The sequence below is a fragment of the Streptomyces sp. NBC_01750 genome (assembly GCF_035918095.1).
Classification (GTDB): domain Bacteria; phylum Actinomycetota; class Actinomycetes; order Streptomycetales; family Streptomycetaceae; genus Streptomyces.
Genome location: NZ_CP109137.1, coordinates 7,738,935 through 7,753,584 on the forward strand (window position 1 = coordinate 7,738,935; position 14,650 = coordinate 7,753,584).

15 protein-coding genes and 1 pseudogene are annotated in these 14,650 nt (G+C 69.0%); 7 read left to right on the forward strand and 9 right to left on the reverse strand.

Translation table 11 applies throughout. The features are described from left to right. Positions 1-19 precede the first annotated feature (19 nt). The 4 genes from OG966_RS34975 (at position 20) to OG966_RS34990 (ending at position 4,391) form a co-directional block, all read left to right on the forward strand. Positions 20-1,753 carry an IucA/IucC family protein gene (locus tag OG966_RS34975; protein ID WP_326654073.1) on the forward strand — a complete coding sequence of 578 codons (1,734 nt, stop codon included), beginning with the start codon at positions 20-22 and terminating at the stop codon, positions 1,751-1,753. Then, positions 1,750-2,955 (forward strand): type III PLP-dependent enzyme, encoded by a 1,206-nt coding sequence (locus OG966_RS34980; protein WP_326654074.1) that lies wholly within the window; start codon positions 1,750-1,752, stop codon positions 2,953-2,955. The genes OG966_RS34975 and OG966_RS34980 overlap by 4 nt, the downstream gene beginning before the upstream one ends. A gap of 38 nt (positions 2,956-2,993) precedes the next feature. Further along, entirely contained in the window at positions 2,994-3,932 is a 939-nt protein-coding gene (locus OG966_RS34985; RefSeq protein ID WP_326654075.1) for an AEC family transporter, read from the forward strand. Positions 3,933-4,124: 192 nt separating this feature from the next. Next, complete coding sequence (locus OG966_RS34990; protein WP_326654076.1) at positions 4,125-4,391, forward strand: hypothetical protein; 267 nt, start codon at positions 4,125-4,127, stop codon at positions 4,389-4,391. A 49-nt stretch (positions 4,392-4,440) separates the two neighbouring features. Here the strand turns inward: OG966_RS34990 and OG966_RS34995 are convergent, their stop codons facing one another. Beyond that, positions 4,441-4,662 (reverse strand): hypothetical protein, encoded by a 222-nt coding sequence (locus OG966_RS34995; protein WP_326654077.1) that lies wholly within the window; start codon positions 4,660-4,662, stop codon positions 4,441-4,443. Between the two features lie 261 nt (positions 4,663-4,923). Between OG966_RS34995 and OG966_RS35000 the strand changes: the two genes are divergently transcribed. Continuing rightward, positions 4,924-5,679: a GntR family transcriptional regulator gene (locus tag OG966_RS35000; protein ID WP_326654078.1), complete on the forward strand. Its 756-nt coding sequence runs from the start codon at positions 4,924-4,926 to the stop codon at positions 5,677-5,679. Here the strand turns inward: OG966_RS35000 and OG966_RS35005 are convergent, their stop codons facing one another. After that, positions 5,680-6,537 (reverse strand): recombinase family protein, encoded by an 858-nt coding sequence (locus OG966_RS35005; protein ID WP_326654079.1) that lies wholly within the window; start codon positions 6,535-6,537, stop codon positions 5,680-5,682. 93 nt (positions 6,538-6,630) lie between these two features. Between OG966_RS35005 and OG966_RS35010 the strand changes: the two genes are divergently transcribed. Beyond that, the gene (locus OG966_RS35010) at positions 6,631-7,161 is read left to right on the forward strand and encodes a GNAT family N-acetyltransferase (protein ID WP_326654080.1); all 531 of its coding nucleotides are present in this window, start codon (positions 6,631-6,633) and stop codon (positions 7,159-7,161) included. A 21-nt stretch (positions 7,162-7,182) separates the two neighbouring features. On the opposite strand, the pseudogene OG966_RS35015 reads toward OG966_RS35010, so the two are convergent. Together OG966_RS35015 and OG966_RS35020 are read right to left on the reverse strand one after the other, a co-directional pair. Next, positions 7,183-8,055 (reverse strand): annotated as a pseudogene (locus OG966_RS35015) (IS5 family transposase). Between the two features lie 195 nt (positions 8,056-8,250). Beyond that, positions 8,251-8,610, reverse strand: coding sequence for a tetratricopeptide repeat protein (locus OG966_RS35020; RefSeq protein WP_326654081.1), 360 nt, complete (start codon positions 8,608-8,610; stop codon positions 8,251-8,253). A gap of 133 nt (positions 8,611-8,743) precedes the next feature. Here OG966_RS35020 and OG966_RS35025 point away from each other — a divergent pair, with 133 nt between their 5' ends. Continuing rightward, positions 8,744-9,709: a pirin family protein gene (locus tag OG966_RS35025; protein ID WP_326654082.1), complete on the forward strand. Its 966-nt coding sequence runs from the start codon at positions 8,744-8,746 to the stop codon at positions 9,707-9,709. A 152-nt stretch (positions 9,710-9,861) separates the two neighbouring features. On the opposite strand, the gene OG966_RS35030 is transcribed toward OG966_RS35025, so the two are convergent. From OG966_RS35030 to OG966_RS35050, 5 genes are read right to left on the reverse strand one after another with little or no spacing between them, the layout of a single operon-like run. Continuing rightward, entirely contained in the window at positions 9,862-11,268 is a 1,407-nt protein-coding gene (locus OG966_RS35030; protein WP_326654083.1) for a cytochrome P450, read from the reverse strand. Further along, positions 11,265-11,864: a GTP-binding protein gene (locus OG966_RS35035; protein WP_326654084.1), complete on the reverse strand. Its 600-nt coding sequence runs from the start codon at positions 11,862-11,864 to the stop codon at positions 11,265-11,267. Before OG966_RS35035 ends, OG966_RS35030 begins: the two co-directional genes overlap by 4 nt. After that, on the reverse strand, positions 11,842-12,204 hold the full coding sequence (locus tag OG966_RS35040) for a DUF742 domain-containing protein (RefSeq protein ID WP_326654085.1): 363 nt from the start codon (positions 12,202-12,204) through the stop codon (positions 11,842-11,844). Before OG966_RS35040 ends, OG966_RS35035 begins: the two co-directional genes overlap by 23 nt. Continuing rightward, the gene (locus tag OG966_RS35045) at positions 12,201-12,635 is read right to left on the reverse strand and encodes a roadblock/LC7 domain-containing protein (protein WP_326654086.1); all 435 of its coding nucleotides are present in this window, start codon (positions 12,633-12,635) and stop codon (positions 12,201-12,203) included. The genes OG966_RS35040 and OG966_RS35045 overlap by 4 nt, the downstream gene beginning before the upstream one ends. Further along, positions 12,632-14,020, reverse strand: a complete 1,389-nt coding sequence (locus OG966_RS35050) for an ATP-binding protein (protein WP_326654087.1) — start codon at positions 14,018-14,020, stop codon at positions 12,632-12,634. Before OG966_RS35050 ends, OG966_RS35045 begins: the two co-directional genes overlap by 4 nt. Between the last annotated feature and the right edge of the window lie 630 nt (positions 14,021-14,650).

A 14,650-nucleotide genomic window follows, 5' to 3' on the forward strand; every position in this document is an offset into this window, starting at 1 on the left:
GCCATTGATGTCATTGCCGATGGGCACTGCAGCCCCCCATTCCGCCGCCCGGACCGGGCTGCCCGGCGCCGACGACGCCGTGGCCCACACCCTCCTCAACTGTCTTCTCCGCGAGGTCTGCGGCCCCGAGCACGAGACGGCCGTCATCGACGGCCATCTGCTGCTGCGCCTGCCACGCCGCGGGGTGCTGCTGAGGGTGGCCCTGCGCCGTACGTCCCTCATCGGAGCGCACCGCTTCACGGGCCCGGTGGCCGAACAGACCCGCACAGGATGGTCCGAGCTCGGCTGGCGCCGCCTCGCCGAGTACACGCATGCCGAGCTCACGCTCCGTACCGGCGCGCGCAACGACGAATTCCTGGCCCAGGTCGACGCGAGCCATCAGGGCGTCCGTGCCGCCCTGGCCGCGCCGCGTCCCGCCCTTGACGGTGGCCGGCTCGCCACCTACCTGGCGTCCGAGCAGTCCCTCAGACTCGGCCACCGCTTCCACCCCACCCCGAAGGCCCGCAGCGGCGACCCGGCCCTCTGGTCCGCCTACGCCCCTGAAGCCGCGGCGGCCTTCCCACTGCTCATGCTCGCCGTACGTGAGCATCTGACCGTCCAGGAGTCGGCCGAACCAGGCGCCACCGACCCGCTGGACCGGTTGCACCCGGTGCCCGAGGGATACCGGCTGCTGCCCGCACACCCCTGGCAGTACGAACTGCTCCACGGGCACCCGTCGCTGCGGGCGGCCGTCGCCCGGCGCGACATCCTCGACCTGGGCCGCGGCCGAAGCCTGTTCACCGCCACCGCGTCCGTGCGCACCCTGTACGACGGGGAGACCTTCCTGAAGTTCAGCCTCAACGTCCGCATCACCAACTGCCTGCGCAAGAACGCCAGTTACGAACTGGCAGGCGCGGTTGCCCTCACCCGCCTGCTCGGACCGGCCCTCGCGGAGCTGGCCACCCGCTTCCCCGGCAGCGGCGTGCTCCGCGAGCCCGCCTACCGCAGCCTCGCCATCCCCGGCCCGGACGGCCGGCCCGACCTCACTCTCCTCGAAGGCTTCGGCGTGATCGTCCGCGAAGGGCTCGACGGCCATCTCCGGCCCGGCACGACACCTCTGCTGGCGGCCGCCATCGCCGATGAGTACCCCACGGGCCCCGCCCAGGTCTCCCGGCTTCTTGCGGACTCGGACCCCGGCAGCGCCCTGAGATGGTGGCGGGACTACCTGGCGCTGCTCCTCCCGCCCGTCCTGGCCGCCTACTTCGACCACGGCCTCGTCCTCGAACCGCATCTTCAGAACGTCGTCGTCTGCGTCGACGCCGACGGCAGACCCGCCAAGGTCCTCTTCCGTGATCTGGAAGGCACCAAACTCCTCCCCGAGCACCACGCCGAGACCCTCGCCGCGCTGTCGCCCGAGGTCGCGGGCCCGCTGACGTACGACGCCGAGCGCGGCTGGGACCGAGTCGTCTACTGCCTTGTGGTGAATCACGTATCCGACATGCTCGCCGCGCTCGCCGATCTGCACCCACAGACCGAACCAGAGCTGTGGGCCCAGGTCCGCCGGGCGCTCCAGGAGTACGCGGACGAGCACGGCTGCCCTGCCCGCCTCGGCGCCCTGCTGGCCGGCGCGCCGCTGCCCGCCAAGGCCAATCTGCTCACCCGCTGGGAGCGCACGGCCGACCGCGAGGCGGGCTATGTCCGCCTTCCTTCCCCGTTCGCCGAGGACATGCTGTCCAGAGCGACCCGAACCGACGACGTCCGGAGTGCCCGATGACCGCCCCCACCGAGCCGGTGCGCGACCGGGCCCTGTCCCTCCCGGCCCGGAGTCTGCCCGCCTACCTGTACGACCTCGGCGCCTTGCGGGAGCATGCCGCGTCCATCCGGTCGGCGCTGCCCGGGCGAGTCGAGCTGTACTACGCCGCCAAGGCCAACCCGGAACCGGAGATCCTGGCCGCACTCGGCCCGTATGTGGACGGCTATGAGGTCTCGTCGGGCGGCGAACTCGCCCATGTCGCAAAGGCTGTTCCAGGGCGTCCGCTGGCCTTCGGCGGCCCGGGGAAGACGCCTGACGAGATCGCCGCGGCGCTGGACATGGGCGTGGAACGCTTCCATGTCGAGAGCGCGTACGAGCTCCGCATGCTGGCGGAGCTCGCTTCCCGGCGGGCTTGTGACGCGCCCGTCGGAGTTCTGCTGCGCTTCAATCTTCCTCTGGACGGCGGTTCGTTGGAGGCAAGCGCCCTGTCCATGGGTGGCCGGCCGACGCCGTTCGGTCTCGACCCGTCCCAGGCGGACGACGCGGTCCGCCTCCTCACCGACGGCAGCTGCCCACACCTCGAGCTGCTCGGCATCCACGCCCACCTGGCCAGCGGTCTTCGGGCTCCGCAGCAGCTCGCCGCCGCCGAGTCCATCGTGACCTGGGCCACGAACCTCGCCGCCCGCCACCGCATCGACCTGCGCGAGGTGAACGTCGGCGGCGGCATGACCGTCGACTACACCGACCCCGACGCCCGATTCGACTGGGCCGCCTACGGCGCGGGCCTCGCCCGCCTCACTGCCGCCCACCCCGGCCTGACGCTGCGCATCGAGCCGGGCCGCGCGCTGACCGCGTACTGCGGCTGGTACGCCACCGAGGTGCTCGACGTGAAGCCGAGCCACGGCGAGGAGTTCGCGGTCGTCCGGGGCGGCACACACCATCTGCGCACCCCGGCGACAAAGGGCCACGACCAGCCCTGCGCGGTGCTTTCGGTGGACGACTGGCCGCACCCCTGGCCGCGGGCCGCGGCCAGGCAGGAGCTGGTCACCCTGGCCGGCCAGCTCTGCACGCCCAAGGACGTCCTGGCCCGCCGGGTCCCGGCGGGGGGTCTTCGGGCGGCTGACCGTGTGGTGTTCGCGCTGGCCGGGGCGTACGCGTGGAACATCTCGCACCACGACTTCCTGATGCATCCACGGCCGGGCTTCCACTTCCTGGATGCCTGAGCGCCGCCGGGGGCGGCCGCGGCGCGATGATCGCGATCATGCATGCTGGCCGGGTGACCGTGCTCTCCGGCTTCCTGCCCATCTGGGCGATCACCGCCGTCGGTTGGGCCGCCGGCCGGTTCGATGTGCTCGGCGCTCAGGCGCAGCACGTGCTGGGGCGGTTCGCCTTCGCGTTCGCCATGCCGGCGCTGCTGTTCCTGACACTCTCCAGGGCACGGGTGTCCGATCTCGCCAGTCCGGGTGTGGCGGTGTTCGCCGCCAGCCTGCTCATCGTCTTCGCGCTCGGCCTGGTGCTCGGCCGGTGGGTGTTCCGGCGGCGCCAGGCCGACCGTGCCATAGGCGCGATGGCGGGGGCGTACGTCAACTCGGCCAATCTGGGCATCCCCGTGGCCGTGCACGTCCTGAACGACACCACGTTCTTCATAGCCGCGGCGCTGTTCCAGACGCTGTTCATCACGCCACTGATCCTGGTCCTCATAGATCTCGACGTACGGCGCGGGGCGCCCGACCGATGGGGCCGCATCCTGCAGCTGCCTGTGCGCAACCCCATCATCGCGGCGTCCGCCGCCGGGGTGACCGTCGCGGCCCTTGGCTGGCGACTGCCGGCCGAGGTGACCGCGCCGGTCCAGATGCTCGGCGGCGCGGCCGTGCCCGCCGCCCTGTTCGCACTCGGCATGTCTCTCAACGCACCCGCGAAGCGGCCCGACTCGGCAGGCCGTACCGAACGGCGGGTGCTGGTCGCGCTCAAGATCGCGGTCCAGCCCGTGCTCGCCTACGCACTCGCCCGTTGGGCGTTCGGTCTCGGCGGGCACGAGCTGTTCGCGGTGGTGCTGTGCGCGGGCCTGCCGACGGCACAGAACGCGTTCATCTTCGCGTCCGAGTACCGGCTCAACACCGACCTCGCCAGGGACACTGTCCTGCTGTCCACGCTGCTGTCCATGGGTTCCCTGTCGCTGATCGCCTGGCTGCTGGCGTGACCGCGGCGTCCGGCGACTGAGGACGGACCGGCAATTGTCGGCCCACCCATCACTTCCGCCGGTCGACGTCCTCAAAGTCGCCCACCACAGTTTTGGAAAAGCACGTCTACTTGGGGGTTTTCGCCTGTTCGATGGCGACGGTCCGGTGGTGCGGTTGATACTGGCGGCCCTGTCATTCACCAAGGGGGACCGATGGCCGAGGAACCCGCACCGAAGCATCTGACGATCACGATGGATTTCGACCTCCAGACCGCAGGATCGACGGTAGGGGCCGCGAGGGTCCGGGCTGCGTACGAGGCAGCCGCGAAGGCGGCGATCGTGGCCGCCATGAAGCATCTGCCCGAAGGGAGCGTCAAGAACATCACGACTGAGATGGACTGGTCTTACCGGTGGGACTACGGGCGGCACGTCCGGTTCGAGCGGGATGGCAATGACGTCGCGGAGCAGGGGCAGGGCTGACACACGAAAGAGCCCCGACCGCCTGAGTGGACAGCCGGGGCTCCTCTCCCTATGGCGGGGGCTCCTGCGGTGGGTCGGCCTCCTCCATCGCTTGCTGGACGACAGCAAGCGCCTCGGCGGTGACCGCCCAGCGAGGGACGAGTGCGTCCAGGGGGCGGAGGAATGCGGTGCGGGTCTCGGCCCCTTCAGCAGCCTCGACCACCTCGTCAAGGAACTCGTACGCCTGCTCGTCCGTCAGTTTGCTCAACCAGGGGAACGTGCTGCTCTCCACGGGCAACTCCTCACGAGGCGATCGGTGGGGACAGCTCAGTCACGCCGACTGGCGCGCGGCACGATGACCGTCAGGCGGTCGGAGTCGCTCTGGGTCCACTCTCTGAAGCCGGTGAGCGGCCGAAGCATGTACGTCCCGCCGCTCACGTCCGTGACGATCCCGGTCCGGTCGGTGTCAACGGGGTGGGTTGGCGCGGGTCAAGCGGGACGGGGCAATATGTGTGCACAGATTGCGGTGATCACTCGAAACGGTGGTAGTTCAGTGGCCCAGCCCGAGTACTTGCGGATCGCTGCCGAGCTCCGTCGCCGTATCTCTTCCGGCGAGTTCAGGCCCGGCGACCAACTCCCGACCCTCCCGGCGCTCTCCGAGCAGTACCGGGTGTCGGAGACGACGATCCGCAACGCCCTTGCCCTGCTCCGCAATGAGGGCATGATCGAGACCAGGGCCCGAGCCGGAACCCTCGTACGCAAGACGCCTCCCGTGCACCGGATGGCGGCCGACCGGTACCGGAACAAGGTCGGGGCGCCCTCCACGCCGTTCACCAAGGACCAGGGCATCGGCTGGAGTGAGTACCGGCTCGACAAGCGGTTCGAGCGGGTGGCGGCCACGGCGGAGCTGGCGGCTCTCTTCGAATGCGAGGTGGGGGAGCGGCTGTTGGCCCGCCACTTCATCTTCTATGACAGCGACCAGCCCACCCAGATGAGCACCTCGTACGTCCGCTGGAGCGACGTGGACGGGACTCCCGTCGCAGACCCGATCCATGAGCCGTGGCCGGGAGGGACGAGGGCCCAGATGGCCTCCCTCGGCATCCGGGTCACGAGGATCACCGAGTCCTTCATCTGCGGCATGCCGACCGAACACGAGGCCGAGACGCTCCGGATCGGGTCCGGAGTCCCGGTGCTGCGTCTCACCCGGCGCCACATTGCCGACAACGGCAGGATCGTTGAGGTTGCCTATCCGATCGTCCGGCGGGGCGACTCCACCGTGGTGGACTTCGTAATCGACCTGGACGACTGACTACGTCTGGTGGCCCTCGTCTTCGAGGGCTGTCCGCGCCGCCTTGGTGAATGCATCCAGGCGCTTCTCGATCTTGCCCTTTTCGTTGAAAAAATGGCCGACCCTTGCGTGCATCAGGTTGTTCCGCAGCATCCTGACTTCGTTGGCAAGCTCGGCCGCTGCCTGGACCACAGCTTCTGGCCCCGCAACGGCGACGGTGGAACGGCGCTTGCGGATGTTTGTGTAGAGGGCGTCGAACTGAGCGTGGAACTCATCGGCTTGCCCGTAGAAAGAGTCCACCAGTTCCTGGCCAGCCGTGACGAACTCCGCGTATGCCTGTGAGCGGGGGCCCCGCCTCTCCTGAAGGCTGTCGAAGCGCCGCTGCCGCAACGCCTCCGTCTTCCCGGTCGCCACCAGCTCCTGGACCTTGCGGAGGATGCGCTCCTGCTTGTGCTCCACCCCGCGCCTGGCGATGGCGCCGAGCATCCGGGCCACGAGGCGGCCTGTGGGGGTGCTCAGATCGAGGTCGCCCGCCTTGACGGTCGCGATCTCGGTCTTGTGCTCCTCCACGATGATGATCAGGTCCTCCAGCTCTGCGGGCTGGTGGTACAGGCGGTCCGGGTGCCAGGACACGATGGCGTCGATGTGGCCGGACTTCACGTCCTCCAGCATCCGCAGGTAGTCCTTACGCTTCTTCCGGCGGTCAGCGGCAGTCACGTCGTTGTCGACGTACACCTCCACGACCTTCCAGCCGAGCGAGGCGGCGAGGAGGCGGCAGTCGTCCTCCTGGCGCTTCACGCCAAGTCCGCCTCCCTCACGGTCATCTGAGATGCGGACTAGGGCCTGTTGTGAAAGTAGATCTTGGTTGTGGATGATCACGCGTCATGCGGGTGTGATGCGCGAGCAGTCGTGGGCCCGGACCAGCGCAAAATGCCTGATCACAGGGGACGAACGAGTGTTATCGTCGCCCGCATGCCTGAACTGATCACACCCACAGGTCGGCTCCAGTCCTCATGGCTCGCGGCGCGTGACGAGTGGTCTCCAGGTGCCCATCAGGACGGGACCGGCTTGCGTCTCGCACCTGAAGCCGGCCTCGACACCCCCGAGGTTTTCTCGGCGTGGGTTGAGCAACTGCAGCAGCAGTCGGACAGGTCAGTTGCCGTGGGAGAAGAGCGCGTCCACGCCACCCACTGGTGGATCGTCGAGGGCGACAGCTATCTGGGAGCCATCGATCTGCGGCACTATCTGAACGCCTTTCTGCTCGATGTCGGCGGGCACATCGGCTATAGCATCCGGCCCTCCGCCCGGAGACGCGGCTTGGCCACGTGGGCCCTTGGGGCGGTTCTACTCGAGGCCCGTGCGTTCGGTCTGGGGCGGGTCCTCGTCACCTGCGACGACGACAATGTCGGATCGGCGCGCAGCATCGAGCGCAACGGTGGCGTCTTGGAGGATGTCCGCACCACCGACGCGGGCATCAAGCGCCGCTACTGGATCACTCTGTAGGCAGTGGTGCAGCCGTGCTGGTTACAGCCACTCGTTGATGGCCGCGACCAGCACAGTCGCTTCGTAGCGGACCGCGAGTTTGTCATATCGGGTGGCCACAGAACGGTGGCGTTTGAGGCGATTGATGCCGCACTCGACCGCGTGGCGCTCGCGGTAGGGGGTCTTGTCGAAGCTCGGTGGCCGACCGCCGCGGGAGCCGAGCTTCTTGCGGTTGCGGATCTGGTCCTTTTTCTCCGGGATCGTGCAGCGGATCCCGCGTCGGCGCAGGTAGGAGCGGTTCTTCCGGGATCCGTATGCCTTGTCGGCGCGCACCTTGTCGGGCCGTTTGCGTGGACGCCCCAGCCCCTGCCGGGGCACTCGGATCCGCTCCAGGACCGGCTCGAACTGTGGGGAATCCCCGCGCTGCCCGGCCGTGATGACGATCGACATGGGCTTTTGCCCCTGCTCGACCGCGAGATGGACCTTGGTGGTCAGCCCGCCCCGTGAGCGCCCGAGGCCGTGGTCGTCCGGCTCGGTCTCGATGCCCCCGGGCGGCTCCCTCTGGAGATCCCCCTTTTACCGCCCGGCGGCGTGCTGATGGGCACGGCACACCGTCGAGTCGACGCTGACATCCCAGGTGATCAGCTCCTTCGCGTCCGCCTGGGACTGCAGCGCGGTGAAGATGCGCTTCCAGGTGCCGTCCCGTTGCCAGCGCCGGAACACGTCGTAGACCCGGTCCCACGGCCCGTACCGCTCGGGCACGTCCCGCCACGGCGTTCCTGCCCGGGTCCGCCACCGTATGCCGTTGATCAGCTGCCGCCTCGGCCATATCGGCGGTCGGCCTGACTTCTTGCCCTTCGGCAACAACGGCTCCAACCGGGCCCATTGTTCGTCCGTCAGATCGCCACGTGCCACAGCACGTGATCATTTCACGACCAAGATCTACTTTCACAACAGGCTCTAGATGCCGACGCGGTGGACACGGTCCCTGGCGGAGGTCTTCATGCCGTCAAGGTTAGGCGAGTTGATGAGTTTCTCGGAAGGTGTGGCATCACGGCCTCCGCCCACCAACACCCCAGTCTGATACGCCGGACGGCCCCGGCCACCGCGCTACCGGTCGACCGCCTCCGGCACAAGCTCTCCGGACATGGCCGCGGCCAGCCGCAGATGCGGCGCGGCGTCGTCGGCGCGCCCCTGACGCTCCAGCGTGCGGCCCAGCATCAGCCGTGCGTAGTGCTCCACCGGGCTGAGCTCCAGTACGGCGCGCAGCTCGGCCTCGGCCCTGCGCAGTTGCGCGGAGTGGTAGTAGGCACGGGCGAGCAGCAGCCGCGGCGCGATCTGCTCCGGCGCCTCGTCGACGAGACCGCCGAGGATGCGGACCGCCGTGACGTACTCCTTGGCCTCGAAGAACAGCTGTGCGCGGTCCCACCGCTCGGCGGCGGTGCCGAACTCGTAGTACGTGTCGTTCACTTGTCCTCCTTCTCAAGGACTCGGCCTGCTTCCTGCGGTGTTCTCAACATACGCCAGTGGTTGAATATTCCACTATCGTTTCCGGGCGTGGAAGGCTGACGGCGCGCGCCCGTACAGGAATAGGTTGAGCGCCATGAGCAATCTCGATCGTCAGGCCGCCCTGTCCGTCTGCGGCGGTCGTGGCTTCGTCGTCGCCGAACCCGTTCGCGAACTCCTCAGCCCGCGCCACGTCCAGCTCGGCGAATCAACCGCGGTCCGCAGGCTGCTGCCCAACCTCGGCCGCCGCATGGTGGGAGCCTGGGCCTTCGTCGACCACTACGGCCCCGACGACATCGCCGACGAGCCCGGCATGCAGGTCCCGCCCCACCCGCACATGGGACTCCAGACCGTGAGCTGGCTCCACGAGGGCGAGGTGCTGCACCGTGACAGCACCGGCAGCCTGGCGACGATCCGTCCGCGCGAACTCGGCCTGATGACCTCCGGCCGGGCGATCAGCCACTCCGAGGAGAGCCCCAAGCCGCACGCCCGCTTTCTGCACGGAGCCCAGCTCTGGGTCGCACTCCCCGGCGCCGAGCGGAACGTCGAGCCGCACTTCCAGCACCACACGGACCTGCCGACGGTCAGCGGCCCCGGTCTGACCGCCACCGTCATCCTCGGTCGGCTCGACGGCGCCGTCTCGCCCGGCGCCACCTACACCCCGCTCGTCGGCGCCGACCTGGCGCTCGCCCGGGGCGCCGCGACGAGCCTGCCGCTGGACCCCGACTTCGAGTACGCCGTGCTCGCCATGTCCGGCGAGGCCCATGTCGACGGCGTGCCCGTGCTGCCCGGTTCGATGCTCTACCTCGGCTGCGGCCGCACCGAACTGCCCCTGCGTGCCGAATCCGACGCGGGTCTGATGCTTCTCGGCGGTGAGCCCTTCGAGGAGGAGATCGTCATGTGGTGGAACTTCGTGGGCCGTTCGCATGAGGAGATCGAGCAGGCCCGCTCGGACTGGATGACCGGCTCCCGGTTCGGCGAGGTGAAGGGGTACGACGGCGACCGGCTGTCTGCTCCCGAACTGCCGCCGGTGGCGCTGAAACCGCGAGGCAGGGTGCGCTGAACTGCGTACATGCCTTGAGGTGTCGTGCTCGGACCCCCTGGCTACGTGGGGCGATGCCAGGGGGTCCCGGGGTGCCTCGTGACCGCGGAGCCGTGCGGACATTGTCCGATCACCGACGTGGCCGAGTGGATGAGAGAACTCAGCACGAGCGCCTATCGCCCATGCCACCACCTTGCCAGGGGGCTCCACCAGCGCTGCCGGGCCATGTCCGCGGATCCGGGTTCCCTCGCCGCGGATGTCGGCGCCGGAGGGACCGATGGCGACAGGACCGGGTGTGTGTTCCCTTCGCTGCCTTCGGAAGGCCGATCAGCGGGGCTGATCCGCGGGAAGCGGACGGGCAGGGCGGTCAGAGCTCGGTGGAAGGGTCCCTGCCGCCACCTCAACTCCGCTGCGGGAATGGCCAGTTCAATGTCAGGGAGCCGGTCGAGGAGCTTCTCCAGGGCGACCGCGGCGATCAACCGGGCAGGGCTTTTCGCCGGACAGGTGTGCGGGCCCGCGCTCCACGCGAGGTGCGCGCGGTTGCCGGTCCGGCGGTCGCCGGCGAGGCCGGTGTCGGTGTTCGCGGCCGCCAGGCTGATCAGAATGGGCTCGCCCTCGCACACCAGGGTTCCGTCGAGCTCCAGGTCGTGGATCGGGTAGTGGATGGCGTAGTTCGCGATCGGCGGATCGGTCCACAGCACCTCGTCGATGGCGTCCTCGACGGGCATGCTGCCGCCTGCGAGATCACCGCCGAACCGGTCGTCGGACAGCAGCAGCCGCAGCCCGTTGCAGATCAGGTTCTGCTGGGGCTCGGTGCCTGCGCCCATGAGGACCACGAGCTGATGCATCATCTCCTCGTCGGTGAGCTGCGCGGGATGGGCCATCAGCCAGGACGTGACGTCCGGCCCCGGCTGACTCCGCTTGAGTGCGACCAGCTCGGCGACGCCCTCGGTCAGCACCGCGTTCGCCTTCTCGGAGTCGGCGTTGGCATCGAAGATCCCGGACATGCCCTCGACCAGCTTGTCCCCGGTCCGGGGCGGGCAGCCGAAGAGCTGGTTGAAGACCAGCAGGGGCAGGACGGCACCGTACTCGCTGAGCAGATCCGCTCGCCCGTTGGGCCCGATCCGGTCGATCAGAGTGTCGGCGCTGTGCTCCACGTAGCCCCTGAGCGCGTTGGGGTCCACGCGGCCGAGGCTGTCGGTGATGGCACCGCGCAGCCGGCTGTGCTCGTCCCCGTCGGTCCACAGGGCGTTCGGCCGGTACATCATCATCGGCACGACCGGGCTGTCCGCCGGCACCGTCCCGTCGGCGAGGGCCCGCCATCGGCGTGGGTCCTTGGAGAAGCGCTCCGGACTGCGCAGCACTTCCAGAGCGGTCTCGTAGCCGGTGACCAGACTGGCGCGTACGCCGGGTGCTATTTCCACGGGCGCGACGGATCCGTAGGAGCGCAGTCGGGTGTACGACGCCATGGGGTCGGCGGCGAACTCCGGGCCGTACAGCGGCTCAACCGTGCGCGCACCGGCGTGCGCCGGGCAGCCGGGAGGAGGTACCGCGTCGCTCGCGGGCCCAGGTGTCGTCATCCTTGCTCCTGATGGGTGCGGGTCTGGAGGTACTCGATGAGAGAGATCAGCGCTTTCGCGGAGGACGTGGCTTCCCGCGCGTCGCATGTGACCATGGGGGTTTCCGGGAGCAGGTCGAGAGCCTCGCGGATCTCCGCCTCGGGAAAGACCGGCGCGCCGTCGAACTGGTTGACGGCGACCGCGTACGGCAAACCGTGCTCTTCCAGCAGACCCATGATGTCGAAGGACTGGTCGAGCCTGCGGGTGTCCGTCAGCACCAGTGCGCCGAGCGCTCCGTACAGCATGTCCTTCCACAACTGGGTGAAGCGCTTCTGCCCGGGGGCGCCGAAGAGATAGAGCACCAGGGACTCACTGAGGGTGAGGCGGCCGAAGTCCATGGCCACGGTCGTCGTGGTCTTGTTCGGGATCCCCGCAAGGTCGTCGACGAGTTCGCCGGCCTGCGTCATCGTTTCTTCGGTGCGCAGCGGCCGGATCTCGGAGAGGGTGCCGACGAACGTGGTCTTGCCGACGGCGAAGTGGCCGACGACGAGGATCTTGACGGCGGTCGTGACCGTGTCCGCGACGTAGACCGGGTCAGAAACGGGAGCGGAGCCCATTCAGCACCTCCTGCAGGAGTTGGGCGTCGGGCAGTTGTGCCTTGGGGACGGGAGGCCGGACGGTGACATGACCGCTGTCGATGAGGTCGCTGAGCAGAACCTTGGTGACGCTCATCGCCAGATTGAGGTGGCCGGCCACTTCGGCGACCGACAGCGCTCCCCCTCGGCACAGTTCCATGACGCCGCGCTTCTCCGGGCTCAGCCCGTTCAGAGGACGGTTGTTCACAGCGGTCACCAGCGTGACGAGGTCCAGTGTGTTGCGCGTCGGATGGGCGCGGCCCTCCGTGACGACGTACGGCCTTACAAGTCCTTTTTCACGCCGGGGGCGTGGCGGGGTCATGCCGTACCGGAGTCGTCTGGCCCGCCGGGTACGGAGTTCCGCCGCGGCGGACTGGTCAGCTCCTTGCCCAGCCGGTCGACGAGCTTGTGCATGCTGTAGGTGACGGCTTCCATGTCGACGTCCTGGCCGGCGGAGACCGCCAGATAGGCGCCGGTGCCGGCGGCCACCAGGAAGACATACCCGTCGACGAACTCGACCAGTGTCTGCTGCCACGGCGAAGTCTCCTGTGCGCAGAACTCGGCGGTACTACGACTGATCGACTGCAGTCCGGACAACGCCGCGGCCTGCCGTTCTGCCTCGTCGCGCTTGATGCCCTGGGAGTGTGCGCGGAGCATGCCGTCCGCGGAGAGCAGGATCGCGTGGCGGGCTTCCGGGACCTTCAGGACCTCATCGAGCATCCATCCGAGCTCGTTGGTCAAATGGCCGGTCATTCCTGGGTATTCCCTTCGCTGTCGGGGGAGGTGTCGCGGCCGGAGCGGGTGCCGCGGGCGAACGCGCTCATGCGGGAGGCGGTCTCGGCGGCGGGGCGGACCAACGCGGGATCGGAGCGGGCCGGGGCCTCGGGGTCGCCGGATGCCTGGTGCTGCGCCGTACGTCGGCGGCGCTTGGGCAGGCCTCCCGCGGTGGACGACGGTGCTGCCTCCGCTTCGGGGAAGGGCGACGATTCGGCGGACGCCGGGGGGTGGGCAGGTGCCTCGGCGGCACCCGTCCGGGCCGCTGCGTCCCCGACGGTTTCGGCCTCGGGCACACCGGGGGAGGCCGGCTCCGGGGCAGGCGGCGTCCCGGCCCCCAGCAGGGGGATCGGCGGGCCCTTGAAACGCACCCGGTTGAGGAGCGGGTTGGGGAGAAAGAGCACGGCTCGCACACCGCCGTACGGAGACACCGTGTCGACCGAGACGCGGAATCCGTACCGGGCGGCGAGTACGCCGATGACAGCGAAGCCGAACTGCGGCGGGTCGCCCAGCCGGTTGATGTCGATGGCCTCCCGGCCGGACAGGCGCCGAGCGGCTTCCTCGGTCTCGCGCGCGTCCATGCCGACGCCGGCGTCGTCTACGACGATGCTGACGCCGTTGTGGGCGGGCTGGATGCCGACTTCGACAGTGGTGTTGGGCTGGGAGTGCCGCGCCGCGTTGTCCAGCAGCTCGGCAACCGCGAGGACGACCGGCTCGACGGCTCGGCTCACCACGTCCATGTCGACCCGGGAGTGCAGCTTGACGCGTCGATAGTCCCTGATCCTCGACGTCGCACCGCGTACGACGTCGAGCAGCGGTGACGCGGCCCGCTGGCGTCCTGGCCATGAGCCGCAGAGCACGGCGATGGCCTGTGCCCTCCGGCCGAACTGCGAGTTGGCGTGGTCGATCTCCAGGAGATCCTGGAGTACATCGGGGTCGTCGTGCCGGTCCTGCATGTTCGAGATCGACAACTGCTGCTCGTTGGCCAAGGCCTGCAAGGCGCGCATCGTCGCCTTCAGCGTCGCCCTCGCCGACTTGTCCGCCCGGGACTGTGCGGTTTCGGCGACCCCGGTGAACTGCTCGACGATCTTCAGCAGGTTCTTTCCGTATGTCGTTCCGGCGAGATCGGCGTCGACCGGCCCGGGCACGAGTGCGGTGCCCTGGGGTGCCTCGACCAGAGCGGGAAGCCGAACCTCGGCGAGGTGCCGGGCCTCCTCTTCACGGGCGAGCAGGCCGGCTTCGTGGAGAGTCAGCCGGCGGCGCAGGGTGGCGGCGATCCGGTGCTGGCGTACCAGCAGCAACAGTCCGGCGAGCGTGACCGCGACAAGGCACCAGAACGCCGCCTCCGGTATGTGTTGTGTCATCAGGTCCTCATGAAGGGGGCGGCAGGCCCGGAGGAAGCGGGACACGCAGAAACCGGCTCTGAGGACCCATCGGATTTCGATCGGCCCGGGCCGGACGCGGCACCGTGGCGTTGGTGATGCCAGGGATCACCCACGTCCACCAAGGGGCGTTGGAGTGCCTGATCATCCTAGGTCCGACGGGAGGCTTCAAGCTCTGCACGGGAACAAATGGAGTTCAACAAGGCGCTACCACCTGGTAACTGTCCGTTACGCTCGGTATGTCGGAGACTTCGGAGACTTGGGGGTGGTGTTTCAGCAGCGAGTTCAGTGCCGACGGCACCCCCGGACCGCATCGGGCCCGCGGGGACGGGCACGGTGAGCTCGGGAGGGTCGGGTACGAGTTCCGGTGCTGCGGGCGGCTGCGCCTCCACCGTGTTCGTGGCGCCCGGCGCACTGGTGGGGCCTGGGCTCGAAGAGTGGGCGGCACGGGCCGGGCCCATGCCCGCACCCTGCCGCCGAACCCGAACCCGAACCCGAACCCGAACCCGAACCCGAACCCGAACACGCACGGCGATCGCTGGATCCGCCGCTCGGACGCTGCGGACTGCGGTGGCTCCAGCGGCTTGCGTTCCAGTTCGCGCAGGTGTCACC